The following is a 26,503-nucleotide window of genomic DNA, read 5'->3' as shown; positions in this document are numbered from 1 at the left end:
TTTATTAAGCACTTAGTTTTACTAAAATCGGTTTTGCCGTCTTTAAAACGACATCTTTTGAAATGATAACATCATAACCTGCAAGTTCCGGCAACTCAAACATAATATCTGTCATAATATCTTCCATTATGCTTCGTAAGCCCCTAGCTCCTGTTTTGCGTTTTATTGCTAAATTTGCTACTGCCTTTAAAGCTTCATCATCAAATTTTAAATTCACGCCATCAATAGCAAAAAGTTTTTGGTATTGTTTTAAAATGGCGTTTTTTGGTTCGGTTAAAATTTTAACCATACTTGCTTCATCGATTGCTTCTAGGGTTGCCGTTACATGAAGTCTGCCGATGAGTTCAGGTATCAAACCATAATGAACCAAATCATCGGGCTCGACCATAAAAAGCAAATTCTCATTTTCTTTTTTGCTTCGTTTTTCTTGCCCAAAACCAAGAACATTTTTGCCGATTCTATGGGCAATGATCTCATTTAATCCGTCAAACGCACCGCCACAAACAAACAAAATATTTGTCGTATCGATTTGTATAAAATCTTGGTTTGGGTGCTTTCTGCCGCCTTTTGGCGGGATATTAACTACGCTTCCTTCGATGATTTTAAGAAGCGCTTGTTGCACGCCTTCACCGCTAACATCTCTTGTGATAGAGCGATTTTCGCTCATACGCGAAATTTTATCAATTTCATCGACAAAAACGATTCCCCTCTCAGCCTTTTTGACATCGCCACCTGCTGCTTGAAGTAGGCGAGTTAGGATATTTTCGACATCTTCGCCTACATATCCTGCTTCTGTTAGGCTTGTTGCATCGCTAATGGCAATTGGAACATCTAAAAATCTTGCCAAAGTCTGTGCCATAAGCGTTTTTCCACTTCCTGTTGGTCCGATTAGCAAGATATTTGATTTTGTGATTTCTGTATCATCGTCTTTGATTTCATTTTGCTTAAAAATTCTTTTGTAGTGGTTATAAACGCCCACGCTAAAAGCCTTTTTGGCTCTTTCTTGCCCGATGACATAGTTATTTAAAACTTCCATTAGTTTTTTTGGCTTTATATCATCATAATTTATTTCGCTTATATTTTCTTTTTGCGTTAAATTTTCTGCATTTTCTCCGCCGTGAAGCACTTCATAAGCTGCATCTACGCAGTATTCGCAGATGAAAGAATTTTCTTTTTCGTTAGGAAAAATTCGTCTTCCGTCTTTACTTGAAACATTACAAAAACTGCAAATTTTCTCCATTAATCTCTACCTTTATTTAACGGAATTCCCCGTTTTGTATTTAGTATAAATTCGCACATTTTTTTGACATTTTCATCTTTTGTTTCACTAAGCAAAACACCTGCTTGATACTTCAAATCCCCGCCAGTATTAAACAAAAATTTATAAGCTTTATTTATGATCTCAACCTGCTCTCTATCAAATCTACGGCGAAGTCCTGTTAAATTTAATCCCCTGATATAAGCGCGGTTACCCTCTACTAAACAAAACGGCACCACATCTTGATTTAAAGCACTAGCTCCTGCTATCATGCAGCTTTCGCCGATTTTGACAAACTGATGAACAGGCGTTAGTCCGCCAATAACAGCATAATCGCCCATTTGGACATGCCCTGCCAGTGTAGCGCAATTTGCCATAATGATATTATCCCCCAAGATACAATCATGCGCTATGTGACAATATGACATCATAAAAAGATTATCGCCTATGTGCGTGTAGCCGTCCCCTTTGTGAGAGCCAGAGCTAATAGTTGTAAATTCGTGGATTGTAGCATTTTTGCCGATTATAAGCCCTGTTTTTTCGCCAATCTCAAAGCTCATATCTTGTGGAATTTCGCCGACAATCGCATACGAAAATATCGTGCTATTATCGCCGATAGTAGTATCGCCGATAATCCTAGCGCCTTGCTTTATCCAGACATTATTGCCGATTTTAGCGTCTTTGCTTACAAAAGCATAGGCTTCGACTACGCAATCTTCACCTAAAATCGCTCCGTCTTCGACAATCGCCGTTTTGTGAATTTGTTTCATTTATCTATCCATTATCATCGCTTGAAGTTCAGCTTCTGTGGCTAAAACGCCGTCGATATAGGCTTCGCCTTTAAGCACCCAAATTCTACCTTTGTGTTTGATGACACTGATTTTGTATTCTAGTCTATCTCCCGGACGGACAGGTTTTCTAAATTTAGCCTTATCAATACTCATAAAATAAACAACTTTTTCGCTTAAATCTTCATCCGTTGTGCTTTTAAATGCTAAAACACCACCAGCCTGAGCCATACCTTCGATAATCATAACGCCCGGATAAATCGGGTGTCCCGGAAAGTGTCCTTGAAAAATTTGTTCGCCGTAAGTTACATTTTTGTAAGCTGTCAAACTCTCGCCTACCTTTAAATCCGTAACCCTATCAATCAATAAAAAAGGGTATCTGTGTGGTAAAATGTTTAAAATTTCGTTAATGTCAATCATCGCTATCCTTTGATTATTTTAAAAATCTTGCAATTTTATCAAATTATTACTAAAATTTCCCTAACATCTAAATACAAATCCGAATTTGCGAGAATTTCAACGCGACATTGCGGGATTTTTTCAACCAAAATTATCGGCGAAAAACCGCCTTTAAAAGCGATTTTTTCTCGCACTTTTTCTTGGCATTTTAGGCTCGGCGGATTTTTTAAAATTTCGTCCATATTTTTATAATTTTTATTTGATAATTGATTGAAAAAATTTAGAGTTATAAATTTGATTTCATCTCTATCGACAAAAGCCGAATTTTGCGAATTTTCAAGGCTAAATTTATTATATTTTCGCTTGAAATGCGAGTTATGAAAAATATAGCTTTTTATAGCCGTGCCGTCAAATTTAACCACACCGCTAAGCAAGCGATAATTCATAAATTTATCTCTTAAAATTTCAAATTTCACGCCTTTATTTTTTAGTTTATGAACTTTTTTGTAAAATTTTAATTTTTCTTCAATCGAATTTGGCAAAATTTGTTTATCAAGCGGGTTCATAAGCTCATAAATTTGCGAATTTTCCCGCTGTTTAGCCAACGCATACAGGCAACCGCAAAAATTTTGATGATAAAGTTTATCTTTTTTAGCTAAGCTAAATTGCTCGTTCGTGCCACCGTTTTTGCGAAAATCAGGAGCGATAAATTCCAAATTTTCATTTTTGCAGATTTTTTCAAGCGAATTTGCAAGTTGAGAGTGCGATTTTTTCGGACTCATTAAAAGCGTTGTTGTGATTTTTTTCTCGTTCATTTTTTTAGCAAAAACGGCAGTTTTTTGCATACGGAAATCAAAACAAAACTCGCACCTTCTGCCCTTTTCAGGCTCATTTTCTAGCCCTTTTGCGCCATCAAGCCAAGACGCAAAATCATACTCGCCTAAATATAGCTTTATGCCAAGTTCTTTGCAACTTTGTTTTACATCTTCATAGCGGAGCAAAAATTCGCTATACGGGTGGATATTTGGATCGTAAAAATAGCCGATTAACAGCTCGTCCGTAGTTTCGCGCAATTTTCTTAAAAAATAATGACTATCAACACTGCAACAAATATGAACTAACAAATTTAACCTTTATAAACAAATTCTAGCTATAATTTTACGATTTGAATTTAAAATTTTGGTAAAAATATGAATTTTTTTAAAAAACATTGGAAAAAATTTCTTTTCGGCGTTACCTGTTTTTTCGCATTTTACACCATTGTGGGCTTTTTTGGAGTGCCGTATTTTTTGAAAAACACATTGCCAAATTTGCTTAGTGATAAAGCAAATTTAAGTTTAAAAGAAGCCAAATTTAACCCTTTTTCTTTTAAACTTGATTTGCATAATTTAGAACTAAGCACAAACAAACCGCTTTTTAGCGTAGATGAAGCAAATTTAGAGTTAAACCCAAAATCACTTTTCAAAAAAGACATTTTTATAAAAAATTTGACCTTAAACGAGCCAAATACGCAAATTTACAGGGACAAAAACGGCAGTTTTAACTTTGATAGTTTTTTAAGCGATGAAGCCAAAGAAGATGACAATTCAACAAGTTTTTTCAATCTCGTCTTAGAAAATTTCAAAATCCAAAACGGAAAGGCACTTTATAGCGATGAAAGCTTTGCAAAGCCCTTTTTAGTGAAATTAGAAAATCTGAATTATGAGATAAAAAATCTAAATTTAGGTAAAAATTCGATCGGATTGCATGATTTAAATTCAAACTCGCAAATCGCGAAAAATATCAAACACGGCGCAAATATCAGCCTAAATCCGCTTGAAATAACAGGGAATTTAGAAATTTCTGAGCTAAATTTAAGCCACATTTGGCAAAGTTTTGTTGATTTGAGAGATTTAAATTTAACAAAATCGCTTTTGAGTGCCGAAATTCCTTATGTTTTAAATTTAAATAACGGCGTGAATTTAAGCATAAAAAATGCAAATTTAAATCTTTTAGATAACGAATTTAGCGAATTCGGCGACATTATAAATTTTAGTGAAATAACGGCTAAAAATCTAAATTTGGATTTAGATATAAAAGATGATTTAAATTTAGATATAGATATAGACAAAATTTCATTACCAAATTTTGTTTATACTAGTCCTGATTTTAAAGTAAGTTCCCAAAACAACGACCTTGACAAAACACTTTTAAATTTAAAAATTGAGAATAATTCTACAAATTTAAGTGTCAAAAATGAAAATATAAATCATAAAAATATCGAATTTAATTTCCAAAACCACGACTTTGTGCGAAGCGAAAATTTAGCCTTAAAAGGAACAAATTTTATTTTAGATGATCAAAATTTTAGTGCTGCAATCGATACGGCAAATCTCGGTAAAACGGGCGTTTTCTCAGGGCAAGATAATTTTAGCGGACTTGAAAGCTCGGTAGCAGAAAAACTTAGTTTTGATATAAATAAACTTTTTTTAAAAGTCCAAAATGCCGTTGTAAATTCGCCAAAATTTATCTCTGAAATCAACGAAAACGGAGCAAAAAGCATAAATTCTCTTGCGATTGTAAAATTTGCAACCCAAGATAAAAACCGCGCAAAAACCGCCAAAATCGATGCGAATTCCACAAATTTAGATAAAAATTCATCAAGCCCAAAATTTGATTTTCTTATCCAAAACGCAGAAGTTAAAAACGGCTACGCTAAAATCACAGAAAGCTTCGTTACGCCGATGACGCACGAAATCTCAGGCATTAACACAACCGCAAAAAATATAAACTTGAATTCGCCGTTTATCATCAAAAATTCGATTAACTCAAAGCAAATTTCACTAAATTCAACCACGAATTTAAATATAATCCCTTTAAATTTAAGCTCGGCTTTTAGCATAAATTTGCCGAATTTAGAGTATTTTAACCCTTATGTAAGCGAATTTTTAAATGCAAAAATCACTAGCGGAGCAAACAAATTTGACGGAAATTTTACGCTACAAAATGGTTTTAGCCTAAATGGCACAAGCGAAGTATCAAATTTGGCAATGAGTTTTGCAAATGGCGATAAATTCGCTAGTTTTGATAATCTAAAAGTCGGCAAAATCGCACTTACTCAAAATTCGCTAAATTTAGAAAATATAAATTTAAACTCTCCGTTTTCAAAAATCGTAGTATCAAAAAATAGAAAGCTAAATTTAGCAAATTTGGTAAAAACTTCGTCAAAACCAAAACAACCGCAAAATTCAGGCTCAAAAAGCGATTTTGACATTTTAATTAAAAATATAAATATCAAAAACGGCAGGGTTAATTTCGTCGATCAAAGCCTAGATATGCCGTTTGATTTTTTGATTTCTAAAATCAATACAAGCGTCAATGAAATCAGCCAAAAACGCCCAGCAAAGCTCAAATTTAACGGAAATGTCGGCAAAAGCGGTATCGCTCAAATCGATTTGAGTTTGTATCCGTTTGCATACGAAAAACAAACTAATCTTTCGCTCATCACAAAAGGTGTTAGCCTTAGCGAAACTACGCCGTATAGTGCGAAATTTATCGGTCGCAAAATAGACGGTGGCAAGGCAAATTTAAAGCTAAATTATGAAATAAAAAATTCAAAGCTAAACGCTACAAATGAAGTAAATTTGGATAATTTCACGCTTGGAGAAGCGGTAGAGAGTAAAGATGCCATAAATTTACCGCTTGATTTAGCGATTTCTGTGCTAAAAGATTCAAAAGATCAAATCAATGTAAATTTGCCTGTTAGCGGGGATTTGAAAGATCCAAAATTTAGTTTTGGCGGAGTTATCGGCGGAACGATTTTAAAACTTTTCTCAGACATCGCCCTAAGCCCGTTTAAACTTATCGGAAGTGTTTTAAATATCGATACAAAGGGACTTGATACCATCGATTTTAACGCAGGAGAAAGCGAAATCTTAGCCAGTGAAAATGAAAAAATAGCAAATTTAGCCAAAATCGCCAAAGAAAAAGAGAATATTAAACTTATTTTAACACCGACTTACAGCGAAAAGGCAGACGCTTTTGTATTTAAAAAGCAAATTTTTGATAGGGAAATATCAAATTTAATGAGCGAAAAAGATTTAAATTATGATAATGCAGTTGCAAATTTAGGGGCAAAACTGCGTGTGCAAAAGAGCGAAAACTACGAAAATGAAGTTATAAACGCCGTTAAATTTGATACTTCGCGTCTAGAAAAACTAGCGCTTAAAAGAGTAGAAAATTTAAAATCAAATTTGCTAAATTTAGGTGTCCCACAAAATCAAATCATAATCGAAAAAGCCCAAGACAGCGAACCAAAACAAGATATTTTCGTGCCTTTAAAACTTGGATTGAAAAATTAAATTTGCGAAGCAAATTTTCGTAAAATCAAATTTAAAAAGCTTGTAAAAGCTTTTTAAATTTGCCACTTCTAGCGTGCAGGGGTTTGGGGGTTGTTAAGGGGGAAGGGGGCGCTTCGCAAGTCAGCCCACTTCCCCCTTAAAAAGGCAACTTGCAAGATGATTAAATTTATAAATTTGTTTGTAATTTTAATTTACATTGTTAAATTTAAATTTTTTGTTACTTAAAAAAAATCTGCTTAGGTAAATTTTCACATAAAATAAAATTAATAAAGCTATTATTTAAATTTTGATATACTCTTTGTTTTCATAAAATCGGCGTTTGCCACAAAAGGAAAACTTATGATAAATATCGGAATTCACGGCGGAAGCGGTAAAATGGGGACTATGATTTATGAGTGCCTAAAAGATAGTAAAGATGCAAAAGTAAGTGCGATTTGGACTTTTGAAGAGCTTAGTTATACGCCTAGTTGCGTTGTTACCGAAGATTTTGATGAATTTTTTAACTCTTGTGATGTCGTGATTGATTTTACCATAAGACAAGGGGCGTTAAATTTGCTAAATTACGCAAAAAACCACCCAAAACCGATTTGTATGGGAACGACCGGTTTAGGTGAAGACGGCATGGCGCTTTTAAAAGAGTGTAGCGCAAAAATGCCGATACTTTATGCCACAAATATGAGCCTTGGGGTTGCTGTTTTAAATAAACTTGTAAGTCTAGCTTCAAAGGCTTTGCGTGAATTTGATTGCGAGATTGTAGAAATGCACCACAAACACAAAAAAGACGCTCCAAGCGGAACGGCTTTGACACTCGCCCAAAGTGCCGCTAGTGCAAGAGATTTAGACTTAAAAAATGTCAGAGTAAGTGGCAGAGACGGACTAATCGGAGAGCGAAGCAAAGATGAAATCGCCGTTATGGCACTTCGCGGTGGCGATATAGTCGGTCGCCACACGGTTGGTTTTTATAACGATGGCGAATATATCGAGCTAAATCACACTGCTACAAGTCGAGCGACTTTCGCAAAAGGTGCGATAAAAGCAGGAATTTGGGTAAGCAAACAAAAAAACGGCTTATACGATATAAATGATTGTTTAGGAATTTAAAATGTGTGCGATTGTAGGAGTTATAAATTCAGAAAACGCAGCTAAAAAGGCGTATTACGGGCTATTTTCTATGCAGCACCGCGGACAAGAATCAAGCGGAATAAGTGCAAGTTTTAACCACCACATAAAAACGATAAAATCGCAAGGGTTGGTAACCGAGATTTTCGGCGAAGCTGAGTTTGAGCTTTTAAAAGGAAATATCGCAATCGGACACAATCGCTACTCAACAGCAGGAAGCGATAGCCTAAAAGATGCGCAACCCGTTGCTGCAAACTACGCTCTTGGCGAGATTTCAATCGTTCATAATGGAAATTTGGTAAATAAAAACGAAGTTAGAACAAAACTCATCGAAGAAGGCGCGATTTTTCAAAGCGGCATGGATACTGAAAACATTTTACACCTAATCGCAAGAAGCAAAGAGACGCATTTGCAAGATCGTATTATAGAGGCTGTGAAAAAATGCGTGGGAAGCTATTGTTTGCTTATTTTAAGTAGAAGCAAAATGTTTGCCGTGCGTGATAGATTTGGCGTTAGACCGCTTAGTATCGGACGGCTTAAAGACGGCGGATACATCGTAGCTAGTGAAACTTGTGCTTTTGATTTAGTCGGAGCTGAGTTTGTGCGAGATGTGTGTCCCGGTGAAATGGTGGTTTTTGAAGAAGGAAAAAGCGAATTTAAAAGCGTTCAACTTTTTGGGAACACAGATCCTAGAATTTGCGCTTTTGAATATATCTATTTTGCGCGACCTGATAGCATGGTTGATGGTAAAAATGTCTATAATATTCGTAAAAAACTAGGCGAAATTTTAGCTAAAAAATGCGCTAGTATTAAGGCTGATTTGGTTATTCCTGTGCCTGATAGTGGCGTTCCTGCCGCACTTGGCTTTGCAAATGAAAGCAAAATTCCTTTTGAAATGGCGATTGTGCGAAACCACTATGTGGGACGAACTTTCATCGAACCTACACAAGAAATGCGAAATTTAAAGGTAAAACTCAAACTAAATCCTATGAGCGAAGTTCTAAAAGATAAAAAAATCGTCGTGGTTGATGATAGTATCGTGCGTGGAACGACTAGCAAAAAAATCGTAGAACTTTTGCGAAATGCAGGAGCAAAAGAAATTCACATGTGCGTAGCAAGCCCCGAAATAAAGCACCCTTGTCGCTACGGAATCGATACGCCAAGTTATACTGAACTAATTAGCGCAAATATGAGTATAGAAGAAATTCGCAAATTTATCGGTGCCGATAGCTTGACATTTTTAAGTATAGATGAACTAATCACAGGTCTAGGAAATGAGCGAAAATACTCGCTTGATAGCTTTGACGGAGATTATTTTATAAAAGATTAAATTTGAGATTTTTTTAGAGTAAATCAAATTTACTCTAAAAATTTAATAATTTAAATTTACTTATTAATAATTTATAACATTTCTATAAATTTGTGGTTGTTTGGTTCAAGTTTGATTTTTTCTTGTATCAAATTTTTTATTTCATTATATATCTGTGAATTTATATTTTATTTCAAAAAACTTTTTAAAACATTATTAATAAACTCTATTCCTTTATCATCATCGTTTTGTAATGTGTTTTAAATTTTTTGAACTATCAATTTATCTTGGTTTCGATACTATCGGTGCTATTTGTATAAATAATCGAATTTTTATCAATTTCAAATTCTATATCGCTTATTTTGACTATTAAGTATTTATCACAATGCATAATCCCATCAAGACCATCAATTTGTGTTTCTTCAATAGAACAGTTTAAGCTTATATCTGCATGGTTTGGTTTATTGCTATATGTTTGAACAGCCCAAGAATTTTTATTTTTTTTATCGTTTTGTATGCAATATATAGTTGTCATATCGCCATTACCAGAGTAACCGCCGTCAATGGGAACATTTTTGCTAAATTCAATCAAATTTTCACCATTTTTACACTCTAATTTTTCACCTTTTACGCTTACGGAAGTCCATTTTGCTTCCCAGCTTCCATTATCATTAGCAAAAATATTAACACAAAAAATAATTGGTAAAGTTATTAATAAATTTTTCATTTAGCACTCTAAATTGAATTTGTATTATTTTATTAGTTATGCCGATATTGTCATATTATATATCGGCATAAGCAATATTGTTCTATTAAAAAATCTTATTTAATGCCCTATTAAATGCATTGTCGATGGCATTTTCTGCTTTATTTGAAGCCCTATCTATAACTCTATCTGTTAAACTATTTGAACTACCACTACTGCTAAAATTTGTTTTATTTGGATTGCCTTTCGTTTTAGCTTTCTTTGTTAAAACTCCCTTTGAGTTAAATTCAAAAGCAACGCCAGAACTTGCACTATCGCCGAATTTGCTATTTTTTTCATAGTCATAATACCAAATAGTTCCGTTATTTAGATAACTCGTTCTAGATGGTCTTCCAAGCAACATCTCTACATCGGATTGTCTTGCTTTTTTAACTTTTAGCGAATCAAAATCGCTCTCACTTACATAAACGCCACTTTCTTGAACGCCTACATTTGCTAAACTTTCAGCACAACCGCTAAAACCTATCGCCAAAACCGATGCAACAATCAGTTCCCTTACCATTTTTCATATCCTTTCAATAAGAAAATTTATATGGAATAGTAGCAAAAAAAAAAAAAACGATTTATTTAATATTTATTAAATATTTTTTAAATTTATAAATTTGCTATTATTTAAAATAATATTAAATTTTTAGATTAAATAAATATTTTAATTTATTTTAATTTGCTTTATACAAACCTTAATAACGCAATATAAATAAATTTATAACAAATTTAAGGTCATAAACTAGATAGTTTAAGAAAAAAAATTTAAAATGTTTTATTATCAAATAAAAAATTAATATTAAATTTTAAATAATCAGATTTTTTAAAAAATTTGCAGTATTTGGTTTAGGAACATAGATAAAACAAAAAATAAAAGCAAATTCAGACAACTCGGCAAATTTTACCGAGTTGTTATATGTTAAAATTACTTCACCAAATCCGCCAAAACCTTTGCGGCGTGGTCTTTTGCTTTGACACTTTTATAGACTTTGGCGATTTTACCTTTTTCGTCTATGACAAAGGTCGTTCGCACTATGCCAAGATACTCTTTGCCGTAGTTTTTGCGAACCTGATACACGCCGTAAGCCTTGCTGACTTCTTTATTTTCATCGCTTAGCAAAATGTGTTTTAAACTCTGTTTTGCTATGAAATTTGTATGCGACTTCACGCTATCAGGCGAAATGCCGATGATAACGGTATCACTAGCGATAAAATCATCATAAAGCGCGCTAAATTCACACGCTTCTGTGGTGCAACCGGGCGTGTTATCCTTTGGATAAAAATACAAAACAACCTTTTTACCGATGAAATCTTTCAAATTTACGCTCACGCCATCGCTGTTTTGCAAACTAAATTCAGGCGCCTTATCGCCGATAGTTAAAACTACTTTTCGCTCTAAATCTTCCTTGCTAAATTCGCTTTCGCAAATTTCGCTTTTTCTTTCGCCGTCTGCTTTTTTTCTACAACAAGCCATTAATTTATCCTTTATTTTAAATTGAAATCAGCCTAGCTTTTTCGTTATGCGAACTTTGGACAGACGAATTTAGTCTAGTCCTTCGTTTGCCTAACGAAAAATCGTCGGCATTTGGTATTTAAATTTACATTGAACTGTTTTGTAAATTTACTTATCTTCTTTTTTGATTGCGTCGCCGATATAGAAATTTTCTTTTTCGTCATACTCGAAATTTATAACTATTCTTGCAGGATTTTTTCCCAAATTTCGCACAAAAACTTCTGCGATTTCGGCTGCGACTTTGTCTTGAACTTCTTTTGACGGTGCAGGTTTAGCCAATCTTACTTTAATTAACGGCATTTTTTATCCTTTTTAAAAAAATTTGGCAAATTATACCAAATTTAAAGACCAAATTTATAAGATAACCAAAAATTTATAAATTTTTAGATAAAATCTAACGCAAATTTTTTATTATGAAAGGCAAAAAAATGGCATCAGCTATGAACGAAGCTAAATTTATTTGGATGGACGGAAAATTGGTCGCTTGGAAAGACGCCACCGTGCATGTTTTAACTCACTCTTTGCATTATGGAAACGCGGTTTTTGAAGGCGTTAGAGCGTATCAAACTAAAAAAGGTCCTGCGATTTTTAGACTTAAAGAACACACAAAAAGACTTTTTGCTTCTGCAAAATCTTGCTTAATCGATATTCCTTTTACAGCCGAAGAGCTTGAAAAAGCCCACATCGAAGTTATCAAAGCAAACGATTTTAAAGAAACTATTTATATTCGCCCGTTAGCGTTTTTAGGATACGGCAAAATGGGCGTTGCGGTTAAAGGCTGCCCTGTAAATGTCATCGTAGCAGCGTGGGAATGGGGTGCGTATATGGGCGAAGAAGCACTTCGCAAAGGCACAAAGGTAAAAATCAGCTCGTGGATGAAACCTGCGCCGTTTTCGATGATGGCAAAAGCAAAAGCAAGTGCAAACTATTTCAACTCACAAATGGCAAATTTTGAAGCCACAGAGGCAGGTTATGATGAAGCGTTGCTTTTAGATCCGCAAGGATTTGTAGCTGAGGGTCCGGGAGAGTGCTTTTTTATCGTTAAAGACGGCGTTATCATAACTCCGCCAAATGATACAAGCCTAGAAAGTATCACACAAGCGACAGTTATCGAAATCGCCGAAGATTTGGGCTATAAAGTTGAGCGAAGACGCATTACAAGAGATGAGTGTTACAACGCAGATGAAGCATTTTTTACAGGCACGGCAGCAGAAGTTACCCCAATTAGCAACATTGACGGCAGAATCATCGGCAAAGGCGAAATGGGCGAAATCACAAGCAAGTTGCAAAAAGCGTATTTTGCCGTAGTTATGGGCGAAAATCCTAAATTTGAAAAATATCTAACTTATGTAAATTAAGGAGCGTTAATGCCAGCAGATTTAAATGATTATTTTAACAAACGCAGTTCAAACAGCGGCGGCAACGGCGGCGGAGAAAATCGAAATTTTAATTTCAAAACACCAAATTTGCCGAATTTTAACAAATTTTCAGGGCTTTTATATGTCATAATCGGCATTATTGCTGTTTTGATAATCGCAAAACCTTTTGTAACAATCCAATCAGGCGAAGTCGGAATCAAAGCAAATTTGGGTAAATTTGATAAAGATCCGCTTGGTGCGGGACTTCACTTTTTCTTGCCATTTATCCAACAAGTTTTCGTAGTTGATACGCGCGTTAGAATCATCAACTACACAAACACGGAAGATATGAACTCGGCACTCGCAAAAGGCGCAAGCGGCGGCATTATAAAGAAAAATTCGCTCTCGGTTTTGGATTCAAGAAACCTGCCGGTTAGCATTGACATCACCGTTCAATACAAACTAAATGAAGACACCGTGCCAAATACTATCGCTCAATGGGGCTTTGCGTGGGAAGATAAGATGATAGATCCGGTGGTTAAAGATGTCGTGCGAAGCGTCATCGGTAACTACACGGCAGAAGAGCTACCGACCAAACGCGATGAAATCGCAAAACTCATTGATGACGGAATTCGAAAAAATATCGAAGGTTTGCAAAACAAACCTGTTGATTTAAGAGCGGTTCAGTTGCGTGAAATCATACTTCCTGCAAAGGTAAAAGAGCAGATCGAGCGCGTTCAAATCGCAAAACAAGAAGCCGAGCGAACTAAATACGAAGTCGAAAGAGCTAACCAAGAAGCGCTTAAAAAAGCTGCCCTTGCCAAAGGTAATGCAGACGCCGTTAAAATCGAAGCACAAGGTAAAGCAGACGCCGTTAAAATCGAAGCTGACGCACAAGCGTATGCGAACAAAGAAATCGCAAAAAGCTTGGATAATAATCTGCTAAATTTAAAACAAATCGAAACTCAGGCTAAATTTAACGAAGCTTTGCGTGAAAACAACGACGCTCAAATTTTCTTAACTCCGGGCGGAGCTGTGCCAAATATCTGGGTCGATACAAAAAATAAACAACGACAAACCGTTATCGACGAAACACAAAAATAATATCTAACTACAAAAAACTTGCGGTAAATTTAGCAAATTTTGTTAAATTTACCGCTTTCTTTGAAAATTATACAAATTTTTAATCAAATCGTTTAAATTCTCTTAAATTTGTTACAAATTTTCATAATTTTACCAAATTTAGTAAATTGAAGTTTAAATTTAAGCTATTTTTATGGGGGGGGGGGGGTAAAATAACTAGAATTTATTAGAATTTAAATTAAGATATAAATTTAACTCTAATAAAAAATTTAATTTCAAAGGATTTTTATGAAATCTAGTTTAGCTAAATTGATTTTAGCAAGTTCATTAGTCGCAAACTTAGCTTTTGCAGAAGGTGCGTTTGTCGGTTTTGACGGTGTAGTCGGTAAAACGCAAATAGAGTTAAAAGATGATTTTTCTAACTCATACAAAATGAAAGACACCGCATTTGGTTTAGGCATAAAAGGCGGTTATGATTTTAATGCTTTTAGAGTTTATGGCGAGTATATTTACGGTTTCGGCGCAGATCAAAAATGGGGCGATGAGATCGAATACGGCAAAGATAAGATAACAACTCATCAATTTTTAATCGGAGCAGATTATACTCCAAGACTTAGTGAAAGTTTCAAACTAGTCTTTGGTGCATACACCGGTGCTTCTGTGTTAAAAATCAAAGGCGATTGGACTGATACTAATATGGGTGAGAGCGGAACTGACAAATGGAGCAAAACAGGTTGGCTAATAGGTGGTAAAATAGGCGGAATTTATGAATTAAATTCAAACAACGAATTGGAATTTGGATTTAAAACAGACTATACAAATTACGGTAAAAGAACCGATGAAGACAATGACAGCATAAAAATAAAAGGAAGCAATTACGGCTTATATTTTGGCTATAACTATAAATTCTAATCTTATTTGCGGTAAATTTAGATAAATTTACCGCGAATTTAAACATTTATATAAATCTTACCAAAAATTAAAATTTTATCCGCGTTTTTCTTCTAGATAACTAAGCACACCAAGAGCTGCTGTTGCGCCGTCGGCTGCTGCACAAACTACTTGTTTTGGAGCATCTTGACGAAGATCGCCTGCTGCAAAAAGCCCTTCTACGCTTGTTTGCATTTTTAAATTTACTTTTACTTGGCCGCTTGGCAAGGTTTCGCAGATAAAGTTTCCATTTTCATCTTTTAAGACCGAATTTCGCACATCAAGCCCCACAAAAACGAAAATTCCAGGAACTTTTATTTCTCTTTGGCTTCCGTCTTTTAGGCTGACTTTTACGCCTGTTACGCCCATATTATCGCCACAAATTTCATCTATGAGCGCATTTGTGATTAGCTCGATTTTTTCGCTTTCTTTTACCTTTTGCACGGTAACGGGAGCAGCCCTAAATTCGTCTCTTCTATGCACCAAATAAACTTTTGAGCAAATGTTTGTAAGATAAAGCGCTTCTTCAAGTGCAGTATTTCCGCCGCCAAGCACGGCGACTTCTTTATTTTTGTAAAAAAATCCGTCGCAAGTCGCACAAGTGCTTACGCCCCTGCCAAAAAATTCATCTTCGCCTTTTACATTTGCACGACGCGGAGTCGAGCCCGTAGCGACGATGACGGCTTTTGCGCGCTCAGATTTTCCGCCTTCTAAATAAATCGTAAAATTTTCATCATCATCTTTTAAAATTCGCTCTACTTTTACCATTTCGTGTTTTAGACCAAATCTAAAACATTGTTCTTGCCACGGCGCCATAAAGCTCATTCCGTCTGTTACCGTCGCAACGCCCGGATAGTTTTCCATTTCCGAGCTACTTGTGATTTGACCGCCCGGCATTCCAAGTTCAAACATTACAACGCTTTTTAATCCGCCTCTGGTTGCATAAAGTCCTGCCGCAAGCCCTGCTGGACCCCCGCCGATAATCGCTAAATCTAACATTTTTATCTCCTAAATTTTATTTTATTGAGTAAAGTTGTGGGCGCAAATTTAATAAATAAAATAAAAAAGGGGCGTTTTGCGCCCCAAAAAAATTATAAAAGTGAGTTGATTTTATCGGCGATTACTTGTTTTGATTGTGCGCCGACTAGTTGAGCTACAACTTCGCCGTCTTTAAAAAATAGCATTGTAGGAATAGAGCGAATTCCAAACTCGACTGCCAAGCTTTGGGCATTGTCATCGTCTGTATTCACTTTGCAAATTTTTGCTTTGCCGTCGAATTCTTCTGCTAACTCATCAATAACCGGTGCTAGCATTCTGCACGGTCCGCACCATGGCGCCCAAAAATCTACAAGCGCAACGCCTTCTTTTGCCACATCGAAATTTTCAGATGTTAGTTCTATGTATTTTCCCATTTTTGTTCTCCTTAGGTAAAATTTTCTCGCAATTATACTTAAATTTGATTAATAAAAAAGTAATTTTATTACAAATTTTTTAAAGATAATTGCTAAAAATATTTAAATAATAAAATTTATTATTTCGTGACATTATACAACTTTTTCCTTAAACTAAATTGTAATTTTTATTATTTAGAGTGAAAATTTACAAAATTTGCAACAAATTTTGTAAATTTTTATATTAAACTTGCAAAATTTTGAATTTAAATTTAATGAATTTATTTCTTTCTTAGCAAATCACTAAGGCTGATTTTGACATTTTTCCCGTTTAAAATGGCAAAAACTTCGTTCGCAATCGGCGTGTAAATTTGATGAGTTTTAGCGATATTTACAATCGCTTCTGCCGTAAAAACGCCCTCGGCGACTTCGCCAAGTTCGCTTAAAATTTCGCTTTTGCTCTTTCCTTGTGCTAAGCCAAGTCCCACGCGGTAATTACGCGAAAGTTCGCTAGAAGCAGTTAAAAATAGATCCCCGACGCCACTAAGCCCGATAAATGTCTCATCTTGTGCGCCAAAAAATTTGCCAAAACGGGTGATTTCAACTAATCCCCTTGCGATAAGACTCGCCCTTGCGTTATTTCCAAGTTTTAGTCCATCGCAAATTCCACTAGCAATGGCGATTACATTTTTATACGCGCCACAAACTTCTGCGCCTATGACATCGCTAGAAGTGTAAGTTTTCATATAATCGGGAAATAAATTTGCAAATTCGTTTGCGACGCTTTTGTCTGTGGAATTTATGACGACAGCGCATGGGAGCTTTTGTATAACTTCACTGGCAAATGAAGGACCCGAAAGATAGGCTAAATTTTCTCTATTTATATGTTTTTCAAAAATTTCATTTAAAAATTTACCGCTTTTTGCGTCGATTCCTTTGGAGGCAACAAGAATTTTTTGATTTTTATTTACAAAATTTGTCTCTAACCACGAAGCGGTTTGTTGGGCTGCGATAACCAAAACAATCATTTCGCAATCTAATGCTTCATCGATACTAACGAAATTTGGGATATTTCTAGGCGTTCTTGAAGTGATAACGCAGCTATTTTTTTCACTTAATGCGTTATATAACGCACTTCCCCACTTCCCTGCACCGATGATTGCTATTTTCATTTTTAAGCCCTTTTTTCTTGCGAATTTGTCGAATTTGCTGAATTTGCCACTTCAACGCTATTTTCATCATTTATTTTATTGCTTAGCAAAACAGCTAAAAATTTTGTTTTTGGATTTGAATTTAGAGCGATTTGTAAGCTCATTGTTAGCGGGATTGCTAAAAACATTCCGCCGATTCCAAAAACAAAACCCCAAAGTAGCAAACTTACCAAAACAACCACGACCGATAACCCAAGCCCTTTTCCCATAAATCTTGGTTCGATTATATTGCCGATTAAAACATTTACAAAAAGGTAAATTCCAACAACCCAAATCGAAACACCCACGCTCATCGTGCTTAGCGTTACAAAAAGCGTTGGGATTGCTGCCATTATCGAGCCGATTGTCGGAATATAATTTAATATGAAGGCACATATTCCCCAAAGTGCAGCATAAGGAACACCTAAAACCCAAAGCAAAAGCCCAATCAAAAGCCCTGTTGCAACAGAAGCAATCGTTTTTATAAGTAGATATTTTTTCAAATTTGTCGTAAAATTTTCGGCAAAAATTCCTGCTTGTTCATTTTTGCTTGAAAAATATTCGATTTTTTCTTTGATTTCTTTACTTTCAAAAACCATAAAAGCGACCATTATAAAAACAAAAAAGCCCATAGAAAGAAGCGTTCCTGTTTTTTTAAGCACGGCTGTTGTTTGATTTATGATTAAATTTATATCAAAACCTACGCTGTTTCCGTCAAGCTCTATGATTTCGTATGAATTTATCTTATTTATCAATGCTTCATTAAATTCGCTAAATTTGCTTTGGAGTTCCGGGAGTTGTGCTGTAAAGCCTTTTACGGCATTAAAAACAATGTCGCCAAAAAATATCAAAATTCCTATAAAAAACGCCGTAACAACGCAAAATGCGATAAGTCTTGGAATTCCAAATTTTTGTATATAAAGCACCAAAGGCGAAACGGTTGCGGCGATAAAAATTGCCAGTAAAAACGGTACAACCACGCTTGAAGCTGCTTTAAGACCCGCTAAAATGATGATTACACACGCAACCGAGATTAAAACCATTTGAGCTCTCAAATTTTTTCCTTACATTACCGAATTTATCGCCGCTACGATCTCTTCGGCGTGAGCGTTTAAATCGGTAGAAATGGCTTTTTGGAAAATCGGAGCGATTTGAGCGTGATGAGCGTCCCCGCCGCCGTAAAATGCACTTTCGCCAAAATGTCTTTCATCAGAAGAGATATTTTTATTATAGATTAATTTTTGATTTTTGAAAATTTTAAGATTAAAATCATAGCTCACAAAAGGTTTTGCCGTTACATCAAAACCATCTGCGCTGTAAAATCCGTATCTAAATGAGCTAATATTTGGTATGATAACCAGTCCTTGCGAATTTAGCGAGTTTTGATCTTTGCTTGTGACTAAATTTGTTAAATAATTTGAAAAAAATCTTTGAGTTTCCCCGGAAGCAAATTCACCTAAATTTATGCTTACACTTTCGTCATTTCCGAGCCTACTTGAAGCTTTAAATTTTTGGCTTTTAAACTGCTCGGAGCTTACATAAATGATTGTGCTTTGCAAAGCTTTTTCTATTTGAATATTCTCATTTATAGGCGCTGTTTCTGCGTTTTTATTATACTGGGCTGTGTGAGTGCAACCTGCCAAAAACAAGGCAAAAGCGACAGATAAAATAGTTTTTTTCATAAATTCTCTCCCAAAAATTTAATAAAATTTGTCTATTTTAGCATAAATTAAATAAAAGCACTGACTAAATTTGCGAATTTGAAACCAAAGTGTGTAAATTTCGTTTAAAAATAGCTTAAATTTGCATAAAAATATAATCATAAAGGAAATTTAAATTTTTTCTAGGATAGAATTTGTGCTTATTTTAAAAAAAGGGTAAAAATGTCTAGAATGTTATTTGCTCACCCGTATTTTGGTGCATTTTTTATGCTTATTTTAAGCTTTGTGATTTTTGGATTAATTGTAAAATTATCATCAATCATCGGCAATAAATTTGCAAACCAAAACGACGAGCGACTAAAATCGGCGATTTACGAAAGCGGTCCGGAAAGTGTAAAACAGCCAAATCAGATGAATTCGAACTTTTTTATGGTTGCCGTGCTGTTTATTTTATTTGATGTTGAGATTATTTTTATGTTTCCGTGGGCAGTGGATTTTAAAATTTTAGGCATTTTTGGGCTTGTTGAAATGGTATTATTTATCGTGCTTTTAACGATTGGTTTTGTTTATGCATGGAAAAAGGGAGCGTTAGATTGGCAGAGCATAAGATAGATTTTAGACGAGAAAACGGGCTTCCTGTCGTTTTGACAACTGTTGATAAACTTGTGCAATGGGGCAGAAGCAACTCGCTTTGGGCGATGACTTACGGATTAGCGTGTTGCGCGATAGAGATGATGGCAAGCGGGGCTAGTAGATACGATTTTGATAGATTTGGAACTATTTTTAGAGCTAGTCCAAAGCAAAGCGAAGTTATGATAATTTCAGGAACGCTAACAAAAAAACATGCCGAATTTGCTAGGCGACTTTATGATGCGATGCCTGAGCCAAAATGGGTTATCAGTATGGGAAGTTGCGCTAATACAGGCGGTATGTTTAATACTTATTCAGTCGTGCAGGGCTGTGATAGAGTAATCCCTGTGGATATTTATCTGCCCGGCTGTGCGCCAAGGCCTGAGACTTTGCAATATGCGCTTATGATTTTGCAGAAAAAAATAAGAAGCGAAAAAGCAAATCGCAAACAAAAAGCAAAAAGGCTTGTGTGATGAGAAAATATAATCCAAAAGGCGATAAATCAAAGCAAAATTATTACAAAGATAGATTTTTTGTAAATAAATCAACGACTAAATTTGGAGTATTAGGCACTAAATTTGAAAACGAAATAGAAAGATTAGCCAAATTTGGCGTTGAAATTTTAAATTCGTATGTAGAATTTGACAATTTAGTTGTTTATATCAAAAAAAATGATAATTTAAAAGCATTAAAAATTTTTAAAGATTTAGGTTATGAAATTTTGTGCGAGTTAAGTGGTGTTGATTTGACAGAAAAACAAAACGGAATCGAAGTTTTTTACCAAATTTTAAACACAAACGAAGCCAAAAGAGCAAGAATCAAATGTTTAGTTGAAAATAAAACATTTTTGCAAAGTGTGAGCGAAATTTACAAAAGTGCAAACTGGGCAGAGCGAGAGCTATATGATATGATGGGTGTTTGGATTGAAAATCACCCAAATTTGGCAAGAATCCTAATGCCAGATGATTGGCACGGACACCCGCTTTTAAAATCTTATCCGTTACAGGGAGACGAATTTGCACACTGGTATGAGATAGATAAAATTTTTGGCAAAAATAGAAGAGATGAATTCGGCGAAGAAAATCGTAATCCTAGTTTCATCGATAGCAAAGATACATTTAATTTTTCAAGAATTTATCACGAGTGCGAATTTGGCGGAGAAATTCCAAATGACGCAATTTCGCAAGAGTATCAAGAAAAAGACGGTGTGCCTTTTGTAAAAGAGTTAAAAAAAGATAAATTTAAACTAATAAAAAAGAGAAAATAATGCAAAAAGCGACTATTTTAAGACCTAGTTTTGAAAATATCGAATTTGAAAAAATCGGTTCAAATATGATTTTAAATTTTGGTCCCCAACATCCATCAGCTCACGGTCAGCTAAAACTTGTGCTTGAAATGGACGGCGAGTTGATAAAACGAGCTAGACCGCAAATCGGCTATTTGCACCGTGGTATCGAAAAAATGGCTGAAAATATGATTTATAACGAATTCGTCCCGGTTACTGATAGGGTTGATTATATCGCAAGTGCGGCAAATAACTACGGCTTTTGTGCTAGTGTTGAAAAGCTTTGCGGTATCGAAGTGCCGCGACGCGCACAAATCATAAGAGTAATCATACTTGAACTTGCAAGGATTGCTTCGCATTTGCTATTTTTAGGCACACATGCCCTTGACATCGGAGCGATGAGCGTGTTTTTATATTGTTTTAGAGAAAGAGAATACATACTTGATTTAATCGAAAAATATAGCGGAGCAAGGCTAACACACAATAATATCAAAATCGGCGGCGTTTTTTTGGATTTCCCTGATGAGTGGTTGGATGAAATGTTAGCATTTTGCGATAAATTTCCAAACGATTTAAAAGATTACGAAGATCTGCTTGACGGGAACCGAATTTGGCTAGCTAGAACGCAAGGTGTTGGAATTTTAAGCAAAGAACAGGCTTTAAGCTGTGGTTGTAGCGGTGTTATGCTAAGAGCAAGTGGCGTTAAATGGGACATACGAAAAGAAGAGCCATATCTTATCTACGATGAACTTGACTTTGATGTGCCTTATGCTAGTGCGGGTGATTGCTACGCTAGATATAAATGCTATATGCAAGAAATGCGAGAATGCTTGAAAATTTTAACCCAATGTGCAGGGCTTTATAAATTTAGCGATTCGCAAATTTTGGCAAATAATCCTGAGTTTGTAAGTGCTTCAAAAGAGCAGTTGATGACGCAAAATTACTCGCTTATGCAACATTTTGTATTAGTTACGCAAGGGCTAAAACCGCCTGTTGGCGAGATTTATCATGCAAGCGAAAGCCCAAAAGGCGAACTTGGATTTTTTATTCGCTCCGAAGGCGAAAGCCGTCCGTATAGATTAAAAATTCGCACTCCAAGCTTTTTTCATTGTGCGGTTTTAGAAGAGATTTTGCCGGGACATTATTTGGCAGATGCAGTTGCTATAATCGGTAGCACAAATATTATTTTTGGCGAGGTTGATAGATGAAAAGATACGATTTACGCCGTTTAAAAGGTGATTTTCTAAATCGCATGGGAGAGATAATAAAAAATTCAAATCAAGGTGATGTAATGATTTTTTTATTTGAAATCGGCGATTTCAGCGGAGTTCAAAAAAGCGCAAATTTAGTTGATGGGCTAAATTCCACGCTTTTAAATTCACTTAGATACAATCAAGTTGATTGGAGTATAGTCGTAAAGAAAGGACGAATATGAAAATTTTAAATTTAGCTTCTATTTTAAGCTTACAAGCACCAAGTTTAGCAAAAACTTACGCAAACGATGAAATTTTAACGCTCAGCGCAAATGATGATGCGATAGAGGGCGAATTTATAAAATGCGAAATTGGCGCACAAGGCTATGTTTTGGCTATGCTTTGTGCTAAATTCGATGAAAGAGAATATTTTGCGAATTTAGACATTGGTTTTTTAAGTGGCGAAAGCAATGTCGGCGAAGAAGAGATTGATGAAATTTATGAATTTTTAAACGGGTGCGAACTTGTGATAATCGATGAAAATTTGCTAAATTCGCATAATGAAGCCAAAAATATAGAAACTTTTTTGGCGATTTTGCAGGAAGAGTTTAAATTTGAAATAATAAATTTAAAAAATGAAAAAATCGCTCCAAATTTAAATGAGCTAACCGAATTAAAAGAGCTTGAAATTTACGACGGCGCAGTTGTTTTTAAACACGATAAAGACGATAAATTTGTGGGCGGAAACTACTTTTGTATGGTTGCAAAAATCGCTAACGGCGATGAAGTTATAATAAAAACAAAGAATTTAGAAATTCGCAAAAAATTTGAGCTAAATGCGAATTTAAAAGGAACGATTGCGCTTTTGGGTTTGCAAAATCCGCAAGGATACAACTATGAAGTAGCAAAAATCACTAAGGTTGTAAATGGCTAAAATCACAATAAATAACCAAATTTGCGAGTGCGAAGAAAACGAATATATCTTGCAAATCGCAAGGGCTAACGGAATTTTTATCCCTGCGATTTGCTATTTAAGCGGTTGTAGTCCGACCTTGGCGTGTAGGCTTTGTATGGTTGAAGCGGACGGAAAAAGAGTATATGCCTGTAATGCAAAAGCAAAAGACGGCATGGTTGTCATCACAGATACGCCTGAAATCGCGTCTGAGCGAAAAGCTATAATGCAAACTTACTGCATAAATCACCCCTTAGAGTGTGGCGTTTGCGATCAAAGTGGCGAGTGTGAGTTGCAAAATTTCGTTCATCATTTAGGCGTTGATGAGCAAATTTATGCTATCAAAGATACGCACAAAATGCCAAAAAACTGGGGTTTGATCAACTACGACCCAAGTTTGTGTATAGTTTGCGAAAGATGTATTACGGTTTGTAAAGATAAAATCGGCGAAGCTGCTCTAAAAACTACGGCTCGTGGTGGCGATATGCCTGATAAAGCGTTAAAAGATTCTATGCCAAAAGACGCATTTGCCGTGTGGAATAAATTTCAAAAAAGTTTAATCGCACCTGCAAATGGAGAGAATTTGGAGTGTTCGCAGTGTGGCGAATGCACGGCAGTTTGCCCAGTTGGCGCGTTAGTGGGAAGCAAATTTCAATACAGCTCAAATGCGTGGGAACTAACTAAAATTCCTGCTTCAAATCCGCATAGTAGCGACTGCGAGTTGATTTATTATGATATTAAGCGAAGCGGCATTGAAGATCAAAAAGAAAGAATTTATAGAGTTAGCAATGACTACGATTTTGGCGAGATAAGCACTGCTGCTAGGTTTGGCTTTGATTTTAGCAAAACTAAAAGCGTAAAAGATAAAGAAGTTTTTGAAAAAATCGTTGATAAAATCGCAAACGGCGAGATAAAAACGATTAAATTTAATAGCTTTATCACAAATGAAGAAGCTAAAATTCTCTCGCTTTTAAAAGAAAAATTTGATTTAAATTTAGTAAATGACGAAGCTTTTGCATATCAAAATTTCATGAAAGAATTTGCTAAATTTAGCGGTGAAAATTTGTATAATGCAACTAGCGAAACGATAAAAAATAGCGATTTTATCGTAGTTTGTGGTAGTTTTTTACGAAGTGATAGCCCAAATTTAGGCTTTAAAGTAAATAATGCGTTAAAAATAAATAAAGCAGGCGGAATTTATTTTCATACCATAGGCGATAAAGTGGTAGAAAACTACGCTAAAAACTTTATTTGCGTTAAACATGAGAGTAAATTTGATACACAAATTTTGCTTTGGATTTTGCAAAAATTTGGCGAAAATTTGCCGTCTTGGTTAAATGAAAAGTTGCAAAACGAATTTGAAATTTCGCAAATTTCAAAAACCGAAAAAAATGAAAACGGCGATGAAATCACGCAAACTAGCGAAATAAAAACGAGTAAATTTGCAAAAATGCTTGGTCTTGATGAAGCAAAAGTTGGCGAAATTTTAGCCAAAAAAGAGAAATTTTCTCTCATCATCGGCGAAGATTTTATTTTTAGCAAAAATGCCAAAACTCTGGCAAAACTTGCTGGGCTAATTCAAAAATTTACGCCGTTTAAAATTCTCATAATTCCGCCACGAACAAATTCGCTCGGCGTTTCGCTGATTTGCGATTTGGATAAAGACGCAAAAGGCAAAGTGCTAGGCTATAACGATAACGGCGACATTACAATGGGCGTTTTAAAAGGCGATCTTGACATGCCTAGCCTAATCCAACAAGAAGGCACTTTCACAAACTACGACAAACGCGTAGTGCCTACAAATGCGGCTTTGAGCTATGGGGGATTTGAGCTAAATGACATCGCAAACGCTCTTGGCGTAAAAAGTGAATTTAGTGTTGATTACACTTCAAATTTGGGAGAGAATTTCAAAAATATCAAATTTGATGATTTGGAAAATTTTTATGATAACGGCGGAGTGAATCATCGTGGTTACGAACTAGAAAGCAAAATTTATGAAGCCAAAACAGATGAATTTGAAATCACAAATTTAAATGAAACGCTAAATTTAAATGAAAACGAAGTTCAAATTTATAAAGCAAATCCTATTCATCAGTTTTCAAAATTTACAAACGCCACTTCGCAGCTAAACGAAGTAGCAAATTTGATAGTAGGAAGCGAATTTTTGGCTAAATTTGAAGTTAATGACGGCGAAGTTGTAACGCTAAAAAAAGGCGAATTTGCACTTGCAATTGCTGTGAAATTAGACAAAAATTTACAAGGCGCGATTTTGCCGTATTTTGACGAAAAGATTGAATTTGACAAATTCTTTGAAAATGGGCGTTATAGCGTAGTTAGCGTAGAAAAGGCAAAAGCATGAGCGAAACAACATTTTTGATAATCGAAACCATAGTAAAAGCAGTTGTAATCCTAGCCGTGATTGCGACACTAGCCGGGTTTGGCACCTATGCCGAGCGAAAAGTTTTAGCCTACATGCAACGCAGAATCGGACCTTGCGTGGTGGGTCCTTTTGGACTTTTGCAGGTCTTAGCCGATATGATAAAGCTTTTTACAAAAGAAGATATAATTCCGGCAGGTGCTAATAAAATTACCTTTAAAATCGCTCCGATAATATCGGCAGTTGGGGCATTTGTAGCACTTTCTGTTGTGCCTTTTTTGCCTGAATTTACCGTCTTTGGGCATACAATAAGACCGATTTTAAGCGATATAAATGTAGGAATTTTATTTTTGCTTGGAGCTAGCGGAACTTGCGTTTATGGAACGCTTATCGGCGGTCTTTCAAGTTACAATAAATGGGGCTTAATCGGCTCGGTTAGAAGCATTTTGCAACTAATTAGCTTCGAGCTTATCAACGGATTAAGCCTAATTCCGATTATTATGGTGGTTGGTTCGTTGTCTTTAATTGATATTGTAAATGCCCAAAGTTCAGGCATTGGCGGCTGGTTTATATGGAAAATGCCGATTTGCTTTGTTCTGTTTTTGATAGCGTCGTTTGTAGAGTGCAATAGAACCCCGCTTTGTCTAACCGAAAACGAAACCGAGTTAGTCGCAGGTGCTAGCACAGCGTATTCAGGTATGCGCTGGGGTATGTTTTTTATCGCAGAGTATGCAAATATGATAACTTATTCGGTTGTGATTTCGCTTATATTTTTGGGCGGATTTAATCCTATTTGGTTTATTCCGGGCGGAATTGTTATCATCATAAAAGCATCTTTGTTTTTCTTTTTGTTTTTATGGGCAAGGGCTGCGTGGCCGCATTTAAGACCGGATCAGTTAATGGCGCTTTGCTGGAAAGTTTGTATGCCATTAGCATTACTTTGCATAGTTCTAACCGGAATTGCGATTTCATAAGG

The 26,503-nt window shown here is 35.5% G+C and carries 27 protein-coding genes; 14 read left to right on the top strand and 13 right to left on the bottom strand.

Annotation, left to right across the window (positions count from 1 at the left end):
* Positions 1-4: 4 nt before the first annotated feature.
* Genes clpX through PF026_RS00255 form a run of 4 tightly spaced genes read right to left on the bottom strand, consistent with a single transcriptional unit; the run spans position 5 to position 3,569 of the window.
* Positions 5-1,240 carry an ATP-dependent Clp protease ATP-binding subunit ClpX gene (clpX, locus tag PF026_RS00270; protein ID WP_270863049.1) on the bottom strand — a complete coding sequence of 412 codons (1,236 nt, stop codon included), beginning with the start codon at positions 1,238-1,240 and terminating at the stop codon, positions 5-7.
* Positions 1,240-2,028: an acyl-ACP--UDP-N-acetylglucosamine O-acyltransferase gene (gene lpxA, locus PF026_RS00265; protein ID WP_270863048.1), complete on the bottom strand. Its 789-nt coding sequence runs from the start codon at positions 2,026-2,028 to the stop codon at positions 1,240-1,242. The genes clpX and lpxA overlap by 1 nt, the downstream gene beginning before the upstream one ends.
* On the bottom strand, positions 2,029-2,466 hold the full coding sequence (gene fabZ / locus PF026_RS00260; protein ID WP_270860282.1) for a 3-hydroxyacyl-ACP dehydratase FabZ: 438 nt from the start codon (positions 2,464-2,466) through the stop codon (positions 2,029-2,031).
* Positions 2,467-2,504: 38 nt separating this feature from the next.
* Positions 2,505-3,569: an epoxyqueuosine reductase QueH gene (locus tag PF026_RS00255; protein ID WP_270863047.1), complete on the bottom strand. Its 1,065-nt coding sequence runs from the start codon at positions 3,567-3,569 to the stop codon at positions 2,505-2,507.
* Positions 3,570-3,635: 66 nt separating this feature from the next.
* Between PF026_RS00255 and PF026_RS00250 the strand changes: the two genes are divergently transcribed.
* The 3 genes from PF026_RS00250 (at position 3,636) to purF (ending at position 9,234) form a co-directional block, all read left to right on the top strand.
* On the top strand, positions 3,636-6,785 hold the full coding sequence (locus tag PF026_RS00250) for a DUF748 domain-containing protein (protein WP_270863046.1): 3,150 nt from the start codon (positions 3,636-3,638) through the stop codon (positions 6,783-6,785).
* Between the two features lie 339 nt (positions 6,786-7,124).
* A complete protein-coding gene (gene dapB / locus PF026_RS00245) occupies positions 7,125-7,886 on the top strand; it encodes a 4-hydroxy-tetrahydrodipicolinate reductase (RefSeq protein ID WP_270863045.1) in 762 nt (253 codons plus the stop codon).
* 1 nt (position 7,887) lies between these two features.
* Positions 7,888-9,234: an amidophosphoribosyltransferase gene (purF, locus tag PF026_RS00240; protein WP_270863044.1), complete on the top strand. Its 1,347-nt coding sequence runs from the start codon at positions 7,888-7,890 to the stop codon at positions 9,232-9,234.
* A 256-nt stretch (positions 9,235-9,490) separates the two neighbouring features.
* On the opposite strand, the gene PF026_RS00235 is transcribed toward purF, so the two are convergent.
* The 4 genes from PF026_RS00235 to PF026_RS00220 all read right to left on the bottom strand — a co-directional run bounded on the left by PF026_RS00235 (position 9,491) and on the right by PF026_RS00220 (position 11,777).
* The gene (locus PF026_RS00235) at positions 9,491-9,940 is read right to left on the bottom strand and encodes a hypothetical protein (protein WP_270863043.1); all 450 of its coding nucleotides are present in this window, start codon (positions 9,938-9,940) and stop codon (positions 9,491-9,493) included.
* Positions 9,941-10,025: 85 nt separating this feature from the next.
* Complete coding sequence (gene bamE / locus PF026_RS00230) at positions 10,026-10,481, bottom strand: outer membrane protein assembly factor BamE domain-containing protein (RefSeq protein ID WP_270863042.1); 456 nt, start codon at positions 10,479-10,481, stop codon at positions 10,026-10,028.
* 408 nt (positions 10,482-10,889) lie between these two features.
* Entirely contained in the window at positions 10,890-11,438 is a 549-nt protein-coding gene (gene bcp, locus PF026_RS00225) for a thioredoxin-dependent thiol peroxidase (RefSeq protein WP_270863041.1), read from the bottom strand.
* A gap of 147 nt (positions 11,439-11,585) precedes the next feature.
* Positions 11,586-11,777, bottom strand: a complete 192-nt coding sequence (locus PF026_RS00220) for a tautomerase family protein (RefSeq protein WP_270861403.1) — start codon at positions 11,775-11,777, stop codon at positions 11,586-11,588.
* Positions 11,778-11,917: 140 nt separating this feature from the next.
* Here PF026_RS00220 and PF026_RS00215 point away from each other — a divergent pair, with 140 nt between their 5' ends.
* The 3 genes from PF026_RS00215 to PF026_RS00205 all read left to right on the top strand — a co-directional run bounded on the left by PF026_RS00215 (position 11,918) and on the right by PF026_RS00205 (position 14,830).
* On the top strand, positions 11,918-12,835 hold the full coding sequence (locus tag PF026_RS00215) for a branched-chain amino acid transaminase (RefSeq protein WP_270861407.1): 918 nt from the start codon (positions 11,918-11,920) through the stop codon (positions 12,833-12,835).
* Between the two features lie 9 nt (positions 12,836-12,844).
* Positions 12,845-13,939: an SPFH domain-containing protein gene (locus PF026_RS00210; RefSeq protein WP_270863040.1), complete on the top strand. Its 1,095-nt coding sequence runs from the start codon at positions 12,845-12,847 to the stop codon at positions 13,937-13,939.
* A gap of 267 nt (positions 13,940-14,206) precedes the next feature.
* Positions 14,207-14,830 (top strand): outer membrane beta-barrel protein, encoded by a 624-nt coding sequence (locus PF026_RS00205; RefSeq protein ID WP_270863039.1) that lies wholly within the window; start codon positions 14,207-14,209, stop codon positions 14,828-14,830.
* Between the two features lie 75 nt (positions 14,831-14,905).
* Here PF026_RS00205 and trxB read toward each other — a convergent pair whose 3' ends face one another.
* From trxB to PF026_RS00180, 5 genes are all read right to left on the bottom strand, one after another.
* Positions 14,906-15,847: a thioredoxin-disulfide reductase gene (gene trxB / locus PF026_RS00200; protein WP_270863038.1), complete on the bottom strand. Its 942-nt coding sequence runs from the start codon at positions 15,845-15,847 to the stop codon at positions 14,906-14,908.
* Between the two features lie 92 nt (positions 15,848-15,939).
* A complete protein-coding gene (gene trxA, locus PF026_RS00195; protein ID WP_270861400.1) occupies positions 15,940-16,260 on the bottom strand; it encodes a thioredoxin in 321 nt (106 codons plus the stop codon).
* Between the two features lie 260 nt (positions 16,261-16,520).
* Positions 16,521-17,411 carry an NAD(P)H-dependent glycerol-3-phosphate dehydrogenase gene (locus PF026_RS00190; RefSeq protein WP_270863037.1) on the bottom strand — a complete coding sequence of 297 codons (891 nt, stop codon included), beginning with the start codon at positions 17,409-17,411 and terminating at the stop codon, positions 16,521-16,523.
* A 2-nt stretch (positions 17,412-17,413) separates the two neighbouring features.
* On the bottom strand, positions 17,414-18,484 hold the full coding sequence (locus PF026_RS00185; protein WP_270863036.1) for an AI-2E family transporter: 1,071 nt from the start codon (positions 18,482-18,484) through the stop codon (positions 17,414-17,416).
* 9 nt (positions 18,485-18,493) lie between these two features.
* Positions 18,494-19,111: a hypothetical protein gene (locus tag PF026_RS00180; protein ID WP_270863035.1), complete on the bottom strand. Its 618-nt coding sequence runs from the start codon at positions 19,109-19,111 to the stop codon at positions 18,494-18,496.
* Between the two features lie 201 nt (positions 19,112-19,312).
* Here PF026_RS00180 and PF026_RS00175 point away from each other — a divergent pair, with 201 nt between their 5' ends.
* From PF026_RS00175 to nuoH, 8 genes are read left to right on the top strand one after another with little or no spacing between them, the layout of a single operon-like run.
* A complete protein-coding gene (locus PF026_RS00175) occupies positions 19,313-19,702 on the top strand; it encodes an NAD(P)H-quinone oxidoreductase subunit 3 (RefSeq protein WP_270861396.1) in 390 nt (129 codons plus the stop codon).
* Positions 19,684-20,193 (top strand): NuoB/complex I 20 kDa subunit family protein, encoded by a 510-nt coding sequence (locus PF026_RS00170; RefSeq protein ID WP_270861395.1) that lies wholly within the window; start codon positions 19,684-19,686, stop codon positions 20,191-20,193. The genes PF026_RS00175 and PF026_RS00170 overlap by 19 nt, the downstream gene beginning before the upstream one ends.
* Positions 20,193-20,987 (top strand): NADH-quinone oxidoreductase subunit C, encoded by a 795-nt coding sequence (locus tag PF026_RS00165; protein ID WP_270863034.1) that lies wholly within the window; start codon positions 20,193-20,195, stop codon positions 20,985-20,987. Before PF026_RS00170 ends, PF026_RS00165 begins: the two co-directional genes overlap by 1 nt.
* Positions 20,987-22,213, top strand: a complete 1,227-nt coding sequence (nuoD, locus tag PF026_RS00160; RefSeq protein ID WP_270863033.1) for an NADH dehydrogenase (quinone) subunit D — start codon at positions 20,987-20,989, stop codon at positions 22,211-22,213. The genes PF026_RS00165 and nuoD overlap by 1 nt, the downstream gene beginning before the upstream one ends.
* Positions 22,210-22,440: an NADH-ubiquinone oxidoreductase subunit E family protein gene (locus PF026_RS00155; RefSeq protein WP_270861392.1), complete on the top strand. Its 231-nt coding sequence runs from the start codon at positions 22,210-22,212 to the stop codon at positions 22,438-22,440. Before nuoD ends, PF026_RS00155 begins: the two co-directional genes overlap by 4 nt.
* Positions 22,437-23,132, top strand: a complete 696-nt coding sequence (locus tag PF026_RS00150) for a hypothetical protein (RefSeq protein ID WP_270863032.1) — start codon at positions 22,437-22,439, stop codon at positions 23,130-23,132. Before PF026_RS00155 ends, PF026_RS00150 begins: the two co-directional genes overlap by 4 nt.
* A complete protein-coding gene (locus tag PF026_RS00145; protein WP_270863031.1) occupies positions 23,125-25,509 on the top strand; it encodes an NADH-quinone oxidoreductase subunit G in 2,385 nt (794 codons plus the stop codon). The genes PF026_RS00150 and PF026_RS00145 overlap by 8 nt, the downstream gene beginning before the upstream one ends.
* On the top strand, positions 25,506-26,501 hold the full coding sequence (nuoH, locus tag PF026_RS00140; protein WP_270863030.1) for an NADH-quinone oxidoreductase subunit NuoH: 996 nt from the start codon (positions 25,506-25,508) through the stop codon (positions 26,499-26,501). Before PF026_RS00145 ends, nuoH begins: the two co-directional genes overlap by 4 nt.
* The last annotated feature ends 2 nt before the right edge of the window (positions 26,502-26,503 follow it).

This window comes from Campylobacter sp. CS_NA3 (assembly GCF_027797495.1).
Lineage (GTDB): Bacteria > Campylobacterota > Campylobacteria > Campylobacterales > Campylobacteraceae > Campylobacter_B.
This window is presented reverse-complemented; position numbering and strand designations above follow the sequence as displayed.